Here is a 12,890-nt window from a genome sequence, read left to right as displayed (position 1 = left end):
TCTGTCCGCCTTGCCTGTTCTCTTCGATATCGAAGGGGAGGCAGTTGTTCTTGATCAGTCTCCAGACATGCGCCATGGCTGCAGCCAACCTGGCACAGGAATAACTGGCCCGAAACAGATGTGGGAGCGGCCTTGTGCCGCGAAGCGCCGCGCGGGCGGCGCTCGATTTCACAGGCGCTGAAAATGTTGTGGCGAACACCTGCGGCGCTCGATCTCCTAGGCGCTGCAAATGTCGAGACAGGCACTCAGTTGCATTTACCCCCCACCTGGCCCAAGCTCAGCCCTTCCCGCCGCCACGGACTGCCCGATGCCCAGACGCCACCGCTACCTGATCGCCGTGCTGCTGTTGATCCTGGTATCGGCCCTGTTCGGCTACCTGTGGCGCGATACCCCGCCAGCCCAGCCGGCCTTGCCTGTGCACAGCTACGCCAAGGCCTTGCGCCAGGCCCACGACGGCCAGCCTGGTGCTGCGCGGGTGCTGTACCAGCAGTTGCAACGCACCGACTTGCCGGCCATCCGCCGTGCGGCGCTGTATGTCGAATTGCCCAACTACCCCTCGCCCCAGGCATTGAAACTTGCCCGCCATGACCTGGAGCATGCCGACCCACTGGTGCGTCGGGCCGCGATTGCCGGTATCCGCCGCCTGCTGCCGGCGGCGCAGCGCAGCCTGGTGCTCGGCCCGCTGCTGGACGACGACGAACAAAGCGTGCGCTTTGCCGCCGTCGATGCCCTGCTAGGCCTCGAGCCGGATGATATCGGCCTGTACTTCGGCCCGCTGCAGGCGGCCCTGGAACACTACCAGCAGGCGCTGGAGCAACAGCCCGAGGATGCCGACGCCCAGGTGCACCTGGCGCGGCTGTACCTGCATGAGAGCGATTACGCCCAGGCCGCCACAGCCCTGCAACGGGCGCTTGCGGTTGCCCCCGACAGCCTCGACGCCCTGGCCACCCAGGTACGCCTGCTGGAGCGCCAGGGCCAGCACGATGCCTCGCGCCAGGTACTCGGCAAGGCCCTAGCACTGAGCCCCGACTCGGCCTTCCTGCAGTACGAGCTGGGGCTTTGGCTGAACCGCCACGAACAACGCGAATATGCCTTGCTGGCCTTGTCCCGCGCCGTGGAGCTGGACCCGGACAACGCCGACTACCGCTACACCCTGGCAGTCACCCTGCATGAGCTGGACCAGCTCGACGCCGCGCAAAGACAGCTGGAAACCGTGCTCAGCAGGCAGCCGGCCAATCGCCGGGCGCGGGTGCTGCTGATTCAATACTGGAAGGAGTCCGGCCAATTGCAGAACGTGCAGGTGCTGCTGGCCGAACTGGAACGGCAAAACCCGGACGACCCCGTGCTGCAACAGGGCTTATAAGCAGTTGCTGACTTTTGTTGAACCCTGGCCAGGGCCCGGGGTCCAGTGGGTATCAGGCCACCCCACAGGAGAATTCTTTTGGCCAGTTCGTTGGCGCTGGATGAGCGTGCCTTGATCCTGGCACCGCCGTTATTGGCGGCGGATACTTCACGCTTGCTCACCTGCGCCGGCATCGATTGCCTGTGCGCAGTCGATCTGGCCAGCCTGCAGGCGCGTCTGGCAGAAGGTGCAGGGGTGGCGATCATCGCCGAACAGGTCTTCAGCCAAGGCCCCAGTGCGTTGCTGCAAGCATTTATCGACCAACAACCCTGCTGGTCGGATTTGCCAATCGTGCTGATGACCCAAGGCGCCTGGTCGGCCGCCGGCGTCAGTAACCACCCGGTGGGCAACCTGGTCCTGCTGATGGCGCCATTTGAAAACGCCCAGTTGCTGCACCTGACCCGGTCTGCTCTGCGCAACCGTCGTAGGCAGTACTTGGCACGCGACCAGCTGGAGAACCTGCAACAACGCCTCGACCCGGGGCCTGCGTCGCCAGGCGAAGCGCAGCAGCCTGATGAGCAAAGCCGTTTTCAGGCACGCAAGATGGAGGCCATCGGTCAACTCGCCGGCGGCGTCGCCCATGACTTCAACAACCTGCTCACCAGTATAGGCGGCAGCTTCGAGCTGATCGAACGGCGCCTGCGCCAAGGCCGCAATGATGGCCTGGACGGTGTGTTGCGCATGGGCCGCGAAGCCATCACGCGCGCCGCCCGCCTGACCCATCGCCTGCTGGCCTTCTCTTCCCGCCAGTCACTGCACAGCCAGCGAATAGACCTGCATGGCTTGCTTCAGTCCAAGCGCCTGAAGGCCCGCCTGAACCCAGGCATTACCTTGCACGTGCACATCGCCAAGGGCCTGTGGCCCGTGCAAGCAGATGACCAGCAACTGCAGGAAGCCCTCGACAACGTGCTTGTCAATGCCAGCGAAGCCATGCCCAGCGGTGGCCTGCTGCGCATCGAAGCGTATAACCAGCACATTGGCAGCGGGCATTTCGCTGAAGGCGCCCTGGACAAGGGCGACTATGTGCACCTGCGTATCATCGACGAAGGCCAGGGCATGGCTGCAAGCACACTGGACCATGCCTTCGAGCCCTTCTTCAGCACCAAGGCCATCGGCCAGGGTATCGGCCTGGGCTTGTCGATGGTGTACGGGTTCAGCCGACAGTCTCACGGCCACGTGACCCTGCACAGCCAGCTCGGCCAAGGTACCCAGGTAGACCTGTATCTGCCGCGCCATGTGGGTGAAAGCAAGCAGGCACGCCTGCCGACAGCGCCTGCGCCGCAACCCCGGACCCGCCATGTGCTGGTGGTTGAGGACGACCCTCATGTCCGCCAGTTGCTGTGCCAGGCCTTGCGCGACGACGGCTTTCCCTGCCAAGGCGCCGCCAACGCCAACGAAGGCCTGAACGTGCTGCGCTCAAACCAGCCGGTGGACCTATTGGTGAGCGACGTCGGCTTGCCCGGCATGAACGGCAGGCAATTGGCCGAAATAGCTCGAAGCCTGCACCCGAGCCTGCCGGTGCTGTTCATCACCGGCTATGCAGAAACGGCCATGGCCCGCGAGGGCTTCCTGGGTGCAGGCATGCACCTGATGTGCAAACCGTTCGAGCTCAAGCAACTGCAGGCGCAAGTGATGCAGATTCTCGGCAAGCCTTGACGCCGTCTATTCATCCAGCATGCGCAGCGCCTGGTCAGCAAGGTCAGCCAGCAGGAACGGCTTGTTCATCAATGCCGTGCCCGGCTGCTCCAGCAACTGCGCTTCGACAGGCTGGTCGGCATAGCCCGTGATAAACAGGATCTTCTGCTGCGCAAGCTGCATGCGCATGGCCTTGGCCACTTGCCGGCCACTGAAACCGCCTGGCAAGCCGATGTCGGTAATCACCAGGTCGAACGGGCCATCATGGCGAAAACTTGCCAGTGCGGAATTCGCATCGCCCATCTCGGTAACATCGAAACCGCGCTCGGTCAGGTACTCGCGCATGACGGCCCGCAAGTTAAGCTCGTCATCAACCAGCAGCACACGCTCCCCTTGGGCCATGCGCTGCGAGCGGGGTGCTGGCTTGGGTTCTTCCGCAACCGGCTCGTGGCACCGCGGGAAAAGCATGCAAACCTTGGTACCTTGCCCTGGGGCCGACTCGATCCAGGTATACCCGCCTGACTGGCCGACAAACCCGTACACCATCGACAAACCAAGCCCGGACCCACGCCCGATGGGCTTGGTGGTGAAGAACGGTTCAAAGGCCTTGGCAATATCCACCGCCGCCATGCCATGGCCATCGTCCTCGACATGCAACGCCACGTAGTCGCCTGGCGGCAAGCCGCCCTCATTCGGAAAACAGGTTGCCAGCCGTTCATTGACGCTGCGAATGGTGATATTGCCACGTTCCAGGCACGCCTCACGGGCATTGGTACACAGGTTGATCAGTGCATTCTCAAGTTGCACGACGTCAAGGCTGACCGCCCACGGCGTAACATCCAGCTGCCAGTGCAAACACATTTCTGCGCCCAATGCCCGCAACAGCAAGGGTTCGCTCAGGCGTAACTGCCGATTGAAGACCAGCGGCTTGGGGGCCAATGGTTGATGACGGGAGAACGCCAGCAAACGATGGGTCAGTTCCATGGCCCGCTGCACCGAGTCACGCGCGACATCCACATAGGCCTCTACCCGCTCCAGGCGTCCTTCCTGCAGCCGCCGCTGCAGCAATTCGAGGCTGCCGCCGATGCCGGACAGCAAGTTGTTCATTTCATGCCCCATACCACCCGCCAACTGGCCAACCAACTCCATGCGCTCGTTGTTGCGCATCAGCGCTTCGGATTGGCGCGCGGCTTCTTCGCGGTCGTCGGTGATATCCCGACCGACCGCAGTCAACAGGCTACCGTCGAATCGCCCACCCCAGCGAAACCAGCGGTAATGGCCGTCGTGGTGGCGCAGCCGCGTCTCCACCTGCTCGGCGTTGCTGTACTGCAGCAGCCCGGACACTGCCATTTGCACTTCGGTGCGATCGGCAGGATGCACCAGTTCCAGTACAGGCATACCCAGCACCTGCGCTTCTTCCCAGCCCAGAATGCGGTACCAGGCAGGGTTGGCAGATTGCAGCCTCAACTCGGGGGTTACCGCCATCATCGCTTCGCGCGAAAGCTGCCACAACTGTTCACGCTCGGCCACATGGCGCTTGATCTGATGCTCGAAATCGTGCGCCTGCTCGCGCCAATGGCGGTACGCATCAACGCTGGCCGTGGTCTCGATAACGGTATGCAGAAACCCCGCCACATTGCCCGCCTCATCGCGCAGCGGCGCATAACCGAACGCGCACCACAAGGGCTCGGCGCTTTCACCGCGCACAATCTTCAGCGGTGGGTCCTCGACAAAGTTCGAATGCCCACCCAGCGCCTCGAATACCCAGCTCCCGACTGCCGACCACACATCTGCCCACAGCGCATCGAACGATTTGCCCAGCGCATCCGGGGTAACTGCCCGCAGTGCCCGGTAACCGTCGTTGTGCACCAGGCAGAGGTCTGCGCCCCACACCACTGCGCACGGGAACGGTGAAAGGTGCATCATGTCGACGGCAATGCGCAATGAAGCTGGCCAGCGCGGTAATGGTCCGAGCGAAGTACGCCCCCAGTCGAACCCGGCGATCCGCTCGCCCATCAGGTCGGGCGCTAACGCTACAGGCGGTTTCAGCTTGACCTGCGGTGTGGGCTCGCTCGGCGTTCCATGTGCGACCAATATCTTGACTCCAGCAGTGCTCAGGGTTGACGACAGGTCTGCCAGGCCCGGCAGGCCTACCGGTGGATTTTGTTCAAGTTAGCACAGCACGCGGCACGCACCATGGCGGACTTGCAGCTGCGAGCTATGCTCATTAGGTTTTCCATCGGGCCAGGGAGCACCGGCCCATCAGGTTACCGACGGGAGCATGGTCATGAGCAAGAAAATGCTGGTAGTGCTGACCAACACAGCCAAGTACCCGACCCTCAAGCGGGCCACAGGCCTGTGGCTGGGAGAAGCCGTGCATTTTGTCGAGAAGGTCGAACAAGCTGGCTACGCCGTCGATTATGTCAGCCCCTTGGGTGGTTACGTGCCGATCGACCCGCACAGCCTGCAGATGGCACCCGACCTGGACTGGCAATGGTATGACAACAAGGGTTTCATGACGCACCTGGGCAACACCCTGAGCCCTGGCCAGGTAAAAGCAGAGCAGTACGAGGTCATCTACTACACCGGTGGGCACGGGGTAATGTATGACTTTGCCGGCAATCAGCCGCTTCAGGAGCTGGCCCGCAAAATCTATGAAAACCAGGGCGTTGTTGCGGCCGTGTGCCATGGCGTGGTCGGCCTGCTGAACATCAAGCTCAGCGACAACAGCCTGCTGTTGAAGGATCGCCAAGTGACGGGTTTTTCCAACACCGAGGAAAAACTGGCCGAACTGGACAACGTAGTGCCCTTTCTCACTGAAAACGAACTCGGTGCCCGTGGCGGTAACTACAGCAAGCACGATGACCCCTGGCAACCGTACGTGGTTGCAGATGATAGGCTGATTACCGGACAGAACCCCGCCTCCACGGCATTGCTGGCCGATAAAGTGCTGGAAAAGCTCAAAGGCCATTAACAACCTACATCCGGTTTCTCTATTTCCTATCGCGCTGACTGCACCTGGCCTACAGCAGACCGGCCAATTAATACATAGGCTCAGGGTTCAGCTGTTCACTACGAACAGTCTTGGAGCGGAGAACGATGGCCTATGTCGAACATCATGCACGCCAGGCGCAGCATGCTGGATACGCTGATGCTCATTGCGGTGGGCCTGGTGCCCGTGGTTTCCGGATTGCTGGTAATGGTTTATCAGCTGGAAGCGAAACTCGCGGAGAATGCGAGCATTTCAGTTCAAGAAGCGGTTTTCAGCGTTGACCAGGCACTGGACAGGATGCACGAGACAGCCACGCGTGCCATGCCTTATGCGGGCAAACCCTGCAATGATGCCCGCAGTGCATTGCTGGATCAGGTTGCCAACCGCTCCATGGTCAGGTCGCTTACCCTGCTGAAAGGTAATCAGGCCTACTGCAGCACCACGTCAGAGCCGCTTACGCACTTGGCCTCATTTGCCCAGTCCGGGCGACAGGTAGAGATTTCATATGGAGCACCAGACATACGCCAAAAGTTGTTGGTCAACTTCCACTTGTTCGACAAGGACAAAGGCGTGATCGTAACCGCCTACGCCATGCAGCTTCGCAACGAACTGGACGGCTTTCAAGACGGCTTCATACTCCTGTTGGAGTTTGACGACCGCTATATCTGGAGCAAAGGTGACAGCCGAGATGCGCAGCGCCCCTCGAAAGTCGAATTTTCTGCAAGTGCGCAGTCGTCCAAATATGGGTATCGGGTCAAGGGCGGTTATCCGCACGGCTTTACTGCACAGGAAATCCAGCAATCAATTCTGACGGTCCTGCCGTCGCTGATGCTGGTTGGCATCATGACCGGCGCGATTGTCTATCTGGGGCTGCTCAGGCAGCGTGGCAGCAGACGCGAAAGCGCCGCCAGCCGTGCTTGACGGCCGCGGCGCCCAAGGCGTATCAGTCGGTGCTCAGCACACCACGACGGACCTGGTCACGCTCGATGGATTCGAACAGTGCCTTGAAGTTGCCTTCACCAAAACCATCGTCACCCTTGCGCTGGATGAACTCGAAGAACACCGGGCCAAGCAGGGTTTCCGAGAAAATCTGCAGCAACAGGCGCTTGTCTCCAGGCTGCGAGGCGCCATCAAGGAGAATGCCGCGTGCTTGCAGCTGGTCAACCGGCTCGCCATGGCCAGGCAGGCGTTCTTCCAGCATTTCGTAGTAGGTTTGCGGCGGAGCGGTCATGAAACGCATGCCGAAGCCCTTCAGCGCATCCCAGGTCTTGAGCAGGTCGTCGGTCAGAAACGCGACGTGCTGAATGCCTTCGCCGTTGAACTGCATCAGGAACTCTTCGATCTGCCCGGCACCTTTGGACGACTCTTCGTTCAGCGGGATGCGGATCATGCCATCCGGTGCGGTCATCGCCTTGGAGGTCAGGCCGGTGTACTCACCCTTGATGTCGAAGTAGCGAATTTCACGGAAATTGAACAGCTTCTCATAGAAACCGGCCCAGTAGGCCATACGCCCGCGGTACACGTTGTGGGTCAGGTGGTCGATGATCTTCAGGCCGGCACCCACCGGGTTGCGGTCCACACCTTCGATGAAGTTGAAGTCGATGTCGTAGATCGAGCTGCCTTCCTCGAACCGGTCGATCAGGTACAGCGGTGCACCGCCGATACCCTTGATCGCTGGCAGGCGCAGCTCCATAGGGCCAGTTTCGATTTCTACCGGCTGGGCACCCAGCTCCAGCGCACGGGCATACGCCTCATGGGCATTGCGCACGCGGAACGCCATGCCGCATACCGACGGGCCGTGTTCGGCGGCAAAGTACGAGGCGATGCTCTTGGGTTCGTTGTTCAGGATCAGGTTGATGCCGCCCTGGCGATACAGGTGAACATCCTTGGAACGGTGGGTAGCCACCTTGGTGAAGCCCAGTATCTGGAATACCGGTTCCAGGACGCCTGGGATAGGCGAAGCCAGTTCGATGAACTCGAAGCCCATCAGGCCCATTGGATTGTCGAAGATATCAGCCATGTTCGTGTCCTCATCTGCAGCGTAAATTATTCATTGCGTGGGATGTCGAACAGAAACGGCGGGGAGCACGGGATGCCTCGCACGCTGCGGGCGAGGAAGCCACCCATGATCAGCTTGAACCCATGATATGTCATATGGACCCATTCTCGGCGGGTTTGATTCTTCGGAAGTGAAGAACCTTATTGTTGTATTCGTAAACCGATTCTACATTGCGTAAAATAGTTTGTCGCGTTTTAGTTGCTCATACGTGCCGACAAACGGCTATCCTCTCGTTATCCCTCCACTCAGTAAGGTCAGCATGCCCCTTTCCGCCAAACGCCGCGCCGCGCTCAGCTGGCGTACCCTGCTACCCTGGGTGGTTGGCGTGCTGCCGGTGCTATGCGGCCTGGGCGTGATGAACTGGCAGATCGAGCGCGAGATGCAAGCCAGCAGCCAAGCCACCACTCGCCAGGTGGTAGCACATGTCGAGCACATGCTAGACAGCCTGGCCAGTGCAGCCAATGCCTTGCTGCCACTTGCCGGCAGCCCTTGCGACGAGGTCCAACTCAGGCTGCGTGCCGAGGTTACCCGCAACGCGTTCGTGCGCTCGACCAACCTGTTCCGGGATAACAGCCTTTATTGCACATCGTTGTTCGGTGACTTTGACGAACCGGTCAACTCGGCTGACTACGTCGACGGCAAGCTATGGCTGATGGACGGCAACTCAGTCACTCCCGGTCACCCGCTGCTGGTGTACCGCGCCAGCGCCGGCAATCACGGCGCGATCAGTACGGTGGATGGCGATCACCTGCTGACCGCGCTGCGCCTGATCGGCCCTGATGTGGACCTGCACATTCGTGTGGGCAACGCCTGGATGGGCAAGGACGGCATCGTCCACAAGGGCGTACCCCCTGCGGCTGCCAGTGCCAATGTGCTGCTGGGCTCGACGCGCTACCCGTTCAGCGTGCAAGGCGGCTATGCCGCCGACCATCAGGGCGCGCTGTGGCGCAGCCATTACCCGGCCTTGCTCGCGTTGCTACTGGTCCTGGGCGCGGTGGCCGCATTGGCATGCCGCTGGCAGCTTCGCCGGGCCAACTCGCCGCGCGCCGAACTGCGCCGGGCGCTGGAGGCCGACGAGTTCCTGCCTTACTTCCAGCCGGTGGTCCGCAAGGGCGATTATCGCTGGGCCGGCGCCGAAGTGCTGATGCGCTGGAACCACCCGCAGGAAGGCCTGGTGCGCCCCGACCTGTTCATTCCCTATGCTGAACACAGCGGGCAGATCGTCGCCATGACCCGCGCCTTGATGATGCACACCGCGCAAAGCCTGGCCCCTTATGCCGGGCTGCTGGAAGATGGCTTTCACATTGGCATCAACATTACCGCCGACCATTGCAGCGACTTGCGCCTGCTGGATGACTGCCGCACATTCCTGCAGCACTTCCCGCCAGGCCGGGTGTTGCTGACCCTGGAACTGACCGAGCGCAAGCTGATCGAGCCCACAGCGGTGACCCTGGATCTGTTCGAAAAACTCGATGCCATGGGTGTGAAGATCGCGCTTGACGACTTCGGCACGGGCCAATCGAGCCTCAATTACCTGCGCCAGTTCAAGGTCGACTACCTGAAGATCGACCAAAGCTTCGTGGCCATGATCGGTGCCGATGCGTTATCGGTGCATATTCTGGAGACCATCATCGAACTGTCGGCCAAGCTTGGCCTGGGCATCGTTGCCGAAGGCGTGGAAACCGAAGCCCAGCGTGACTACCTTGCCCGCCACAGTGTGGATTACCAGCAAGGCTACCTGTTCGCCCGGCCCATGCCCGCGGCCCAGTTCCTCGCAATGCTGGCCACGCAGCCAGGTGCGTCGCGGTTGCCGCAAGGCGCGCCCCCTGAGATCATGCGCGGCTGATCCACCCGCTCAACTTCCGTATTCGAGGCATTCGTGTCAAAAGGCATTGTTTCATCGGTCATGGCGTCCTGTCTGTTCGCCGTGATGTACTTCTATACGTCGCTGCTCAAGCCACTCGATGGCGAAGAAATCTTCGGGTGGCGCACCCTGCTGACGCTGCCCTGCCTGACCTTGTTCATGCTGGTCTCCAAAGACTGGAAACGGGTAGGCGAACTGCTGGGTCGGGTAAGACGCACGCCGGTTCTGCTGCTCGGCATGGTCGGCACTTCATGGCTGATGGGCGTGCAGCTGTGGCTGTTTCTCTGGGCGCCCCTCCACGGGCGCAGCCTGGAAGTGTCGATGGGCTACTTCCTGCTACCGCTGGCTATGGTCCTGACCGGGCGACTGGTTTACGGCGAGCGCCTGTCGCGCCTGCAGAAGGTTGCCGTGACGTGCGCGGCGCTGGGCGTCGGCCACGAGCTGTATCAGCATGGCAGCTTTGCCTGGGAAACCTTGGTGGTGATGATCGGCTACCCGATCTACTTCGTGCTGCGCCGACGCTGCCGCACCGACCACCTGGGTGGCCTGTGGTGCGACATGTGCCTGCTGCTGCCATGGGCGCTGTATTTCGTTATCCAGGGGCCGCTGTCCGGCGCCGACCTGCAAGCACACCCAGGGCTGTATGCACTGATTCCGGTCCTGGGGGCGATCAGTGCCTCAGCCCTGATCGCCTATGTGCTGGCCAGCCGTTTGCTGCCCTTCAGCCTGTTCGGCCTGCTCAGCTACGTCGAGCCCGTGCTGCTGGTAGGCGTGGCGTTGCTGCTGGGCGAAACCATCGGCCCGGATCAGTGGCTGACTTACCTGCCGATCTGGGCCGCGGTGCTGGTGCTGGTGCTTGAGGGCTTCAAGCACCTGCTGCGTCAGCGTCGCCGCTCGGTGTAAGGCGCACCTGGCGGACCCGCCGTTCTTCAACGGCCTCCACGGTCAGCGTCCAGCCATTCCAGGCCAACTGATCGCCAACCATCGGCAGGCGGTCGAGCAAGCTCATGACCAGGCCCGCAAGGGTCTGGTAATCCTCGGTGGCCCGGGCACTGAAGCCGGTACGCGCCTGCACCTGGCTCAGGTTCACGGCACCACTGACCACAAAGCCCTCCCCCTCCTGAACGATGCCAGGGCCTTCTACCTCACTGGCATCCGGCAGCTCACCGGCAATCGACTCAAGGATATCGGTCATGGTCAGCAAGCCGGTGAAATCACCAAACTCGTTGACCACAAAAGCGATGTGGGTCGATTGGCTGCGCATCTGCTCCAGGGCGTTAAGGATGCTGAAGCTCTCCAGCAGGTTCAACGGCACCCGGGCCATGCCTTCCAGGTCGGGCTGGCTACCCGACAGCAGTTCCTTGAGCAGCTCCTTCTTGTGCACAAAGCCCAAAGGCTCCTCGATACGGCCGCCACGAATCAACGGCAGACGTGAATATGGCGAGTTGGCCAGGGCCTGGGTAATGGCTTCGGCCGGCTGCGCCAGGTCGATCACATCGACCTCGGTACGGGCGGTCATCACCGTGCGGATCGGCCGCTCGGCCAGGTTCAGCACGCCACTGATCATCACTCGCTCCCGGCGGTCAAACAGCACCTGCTCCTCGCCCCCTTCGACCAGGTCGGCGATTTCTTCACCTACCTCGTCAGCCTCGACCCGGCGGCCACCCAACAGGCGAAGCACGGCGTGGGCGGTACGCTCACGCAGCGGCTTGTGCTGCTGAAGGCTGCGCTTGCGGCGGGCACGCGCCAGCTGGTTGAACAGCTCGATCAGGATCGAGAAGCCGATGGCCGCGTACAGGTAGCCTTTCGGGATGTGGAAGCCCAGGCCTTCTGCGGTCAAGCTGAAACCGATCATCATCAGGAAGCCCAGGCACAGCATGATGACTGTGGGGTGGGCATTGACAAAGCGGGTCAGCGGCTTGCTGGCGACAATCATGATGCCGATCGAGAAAATCACCGCGATCATCATCACCGACAGTTGTTCAACCATGCCCACCGCCGTGATCACGGCGTCCAGCGAGAACACCGCATCCAGCACGACAATTTGCGCGACGATCGGCCAGAACGCGGCATGACGCAACGTACCACTGGCCTGCGTGACATGGCCTTCAAGGCGCTCATGCAACTCCATGGTGGCCTTGAACAGCAGGAACACACCACCGAACAGCATGATCAGGTCACGGCCGGAGAAGCTCTTGTCGAACACCTCGAACAGCGGTGCGGTGAGGGTGACCATCCACGAAATACTGGCCAAAAGACCCAATCGCATGATCAGCGCCAGGCTCAGGCCAATCACCCGCGCGCGGTCGCGCTGGTGCGGCGGCAGCTTGTCGGCCAGGATGGCGATGAACACCAGGTTGTCGATACCCAGCACCAGCTCGAGGACAATAAGCGTCAACAGGCCTAGCCAGGCCGTGGGATCGGCTAGCCATTCCATTAGCGGGTACTCACAAGGGAGGCGTCACAAGGACGGGAAAAGGTTGGCCAGGAAGGCCGAGAACTGGGGGGCTCCGCGAAGGTGCTCATATAGACCTTGATAACAAATTGGGAGAATGATGCTACAAGCACAGCAGGTTTCTCTGATAGCGCAAAACTATTACAAAACCTGTAACGGGTTTGCCGTGCCCTAAGCATCGCCTTTGAGATCGAGCGCCGCCCGCGCGGCGCTTCGCGGCACAAGGCCGCTCCCACATCTGTTTCGGGCCAATCACTCCTGTGAGTTCACCGCTGGCCGCCTTGTTTGTTCCATTCGTTATCGGCTGCGCCACCGCTCTTAATGAATCTCCAGCCATGCACCAAGGGTGCGCGCGCCAAAGACACAGGAACAATTGGCCCGAAACAGACTGTGGGAGCGGGCTTGCCCTAATGCCGGTCAGTTAAGCAATTTGGGGCCGCGTTGCGGCCCATCGCCGGCAAGCCAGGCTCCCACAATATGGCG

The 12,890-nt window shown here is 61.3% G+C and carries 9 protein-coding genes; 6 read left to right on the top strand and 3 right to left on the bottom strand.

The window, feature by feature from the left end; translation table 11 throughout:
* The first annotated feature begins 307 nt into the window (after window positions 1–307).
* Window positions 308–1,363, top strand: coding sequence for a tetratricopeptide repeat protein (locus ACI2KG_RS22060; protein WP_404663288.1), 1,056 nt, complete (start codon window positions 308–310; stop codon window positions 1,361–1,363).
* Window positions 1,364–1,441: 78 nt separating this feature from the next.
* Complete coding sequence (locus ACI2KG_RS22055) at window positions 1,442–3,058, top strand: response regulator (RefSeq protein ID WP_404663287.1); 1,617 nt, start codon at window positions 1,442–1,444, stop codon at window positions 3,056–3,058.
* Between the two features lie 6 nt (window positions 3,059–3,064).
* Here ACI2KG_RS22055 and ACI2KG_RS22050 read toward each other — a convergent pair whose 3' ends face one another.
* Complete coding sequence (locus tag ACI2KG_RS22050; protein ID WP_404663286.1) at window positions 3,065–5,131, bottom strand: ATP-binding protein; 2,067 nt, start codon at window positions 5,129–5,131, stop codon at window positions 3,065–3,067.
* A gap of 193 nt (window positions 5,132–5,324) precedes the next feature.
* Here ACI2KG_RS22050 and ACI2KG_RS22045 point away from each other — a divergent pair, with 193 nt between their 5' ends.
* Both ACI2KG_RS22045 and ACI2KG_RS22040 read left to right on the top strand, forming a co-directional pair.
* Window positions 5,325–6,011, top strand: coding sequence for a type 1 glutamine amidotransferase domain-containing protein (locus ACI2KG_RS22045; RefSeq protein WP_404663285.1), 687 nt, complete (start codon window positions 5,325–5,327; stop codon window positions 6,009–6,011).
* Between the two features lie 132 nt (window positions 6,012–6,143).
* Window positions 6,144–6,950, top strand: a complete 807-nt coding sequence (locus ACI2KG_RS22040) for a CSS-motif domain-containing protein (RefSeq protein WP_404663284.1) — start codon at window positions 6,144–6,146, stop codon at window positions 6,948–6,950.
* Window positions 6,951–6,972: 22 nt separating this feature from the next.
* Here ACI2KG_RS22040 and hppD read toward each other — a convergent pair whose 3' ends face one another.
* Entirely contained in the window at window positions 6,973–8,049 is a 1,077-nt protein-coding gene (gene hppD / locus ACI2KG_RS22035) for a 4-hydroxyphenylpyruvate dioxygenase (protein ID WP_400618015.1), read from the bottom strand.
* A gap of 298 nt (window positions 8,050–8,347) precedes the next feature.
* Between hppD and ACI2KG_RS22030 the strand changes: the two genes are divergently transcribed.
* Together ACI2KG_RS22030 and rarD are read left to right on the top strand one after the other, a co-directional pair.
* Window positions 8,348–9,934, top strand: coding sequence for an EAL domain-containing protein (locus ACI2KG_RS22030; protein WP_404663283.1), 1,587 nt, complete (start codon window positions 8,348–8,350; stop codon window positions 9,932–9,934).
* 33 nt (window positions 9,935–9,967) lie between these two features.
* Window positions 9,968–10,855 carry an EamA family transporter RarD gene (rarD, locus tag ACI2KG_RS22025; RefSeq protein WP_400618011.1) on the top strand — a complete coding sequence of 296 codons (888 nt, stop codon included), beginning with the start codon at window positions 9,968–9,970 and terminating at the stop codon, window positions 10,853–10,855.
* Here rarD and ACI2KG_RS22020 read toward each other — a convergent pair.
* On the bottom strand, window positions 10,818–12,389 hold the full coding sequence (locus ACI2KG_RS22020) for a TerC family protein (protein ID WP_404663282.1): 1,572 nt from the start codon (window positions 12,387–12,389) through the stop codon (window positions 10,818–10,820). The genes rarD and ACI2KG_RS22020 overlap by 38 nt on opposite strands.
* Window positions 12,390–12,890 lie beyond the last annotated feature (501 nt).

Origin of the sequence: Pseudomonas sp. NPDC089407, assembly GCF_044900445.1 — a bacterium.
In the GTDB taxonomy this organism is placed as follows: Bacteria; Pseudomonadota; Gammaproteobacteria; order Pseudomonadales; family Pseudomonadaceae; genus Aquipseudomonas.
Note: the sequence above shows the minus strand (reverse complement) of the source record. Positions and strands in the feature narration are given on the sequence as shown.

Coding starts and splice junctions, on each gene's coding strand:
- hppD (WP_400618015.1), bottom strand. CDS start 8,049: ATGGCTGATATCTTCGACAATCCAATGGGCCTGATGGGCTTCGAGTTC.
- ACI2KG_RS22040 (WP_404663284.1), top strand. CDS start 6,144: ATGTCGAACATCATGCACGCCAGGCGCAGCATGCTGGATACGCTGATG.
- ACI2KG_RS22060 (WP_404663288.1), top strand. CDS start 308: ATGCCCAGACGCCACCGCTACCTGATCGCCGTGCTGCTGTTGATCCTG.
- ACI2KG_RS22030 (WP_404663283.1), top strand. CDS start 8,348: ATGCCCCTTTCCGCCAAACGCCGCGCCGCGCTCAGCTGGCGTACCCTG.
- ACI2KG_RS22020 (WP_404663282.1), bottom strand. CDS start 12,389: ATGGAATGGCTAGCCGATCCCACGGCCTGGCTAGGCCTGTTGACGCTT.
- ACI2KG_RS22045 (WP_404663285.1), top strand. CDS start 5,325: ATGAGCAAGAAAATGCTGGTAGTGCTGACCAACACAGCCAAGTACCCG.